The following is a 328-nucleotide window of genomic DNA, read 5'->3' as shown; positions in this document are numbered from 1 at the left end:
GGCGTACGCTATGAAATTGCGGGTGAGCTTGCCCAGCCCATAGCTTGCCACTGCACCCAATGCACGCGCACCAGCGGGAACTTCGCAGTCATGGCGGCCTGTGGTTCGGCGGATATTAGGCTGTTGGCGTCGTCGACCCTGCGTTGGTACCGCTCGTCAGACAAAGCCGAACGCGGCTTCTGCTCGCGCTGCGGCAGCAACCTATTCTGGAGGGCGGCTCCAGGCAGTGAGACCTTCGTCGCTGCCGGGACCCTTGACCCTCCGACAGGTCTGCGCCTCAGCAAGCATATTTTCGTCGGGTCGAAATCCGATTTTTACGATCTAACCG

The 328-nt window shown here is 60.7% G+C and carries 1 protein-coding gene; it reads left to right on the top strand.

Annotated elements, in window-relative coordinates; genetic code table 11:
- Positions 1–15 precede the first annotated feature (15 nt).
- On the top strand, positions 16–328 hold a 313-nt coding region (locus tag EN807_RS33755; protein ID WP_135938034.1), incomplete at its 3' end, for a GFA family protein.

It is taken from the genome of Mesorhizobium sp. M5C.F.Ca.ET.164.01.1.1, assembly GCF_004792125.1.
GTDB classification, from domain to species: Bacteria; Pseudomonadota; Alphaproteobacteria; order Rhizobiales; family Rhizobiaceae; genus Mesorhizobium; species Mesorhizobium wenxiniae.
This window is presented reverse-complemented; position numbering and strand designations above follow the sequence as displayed.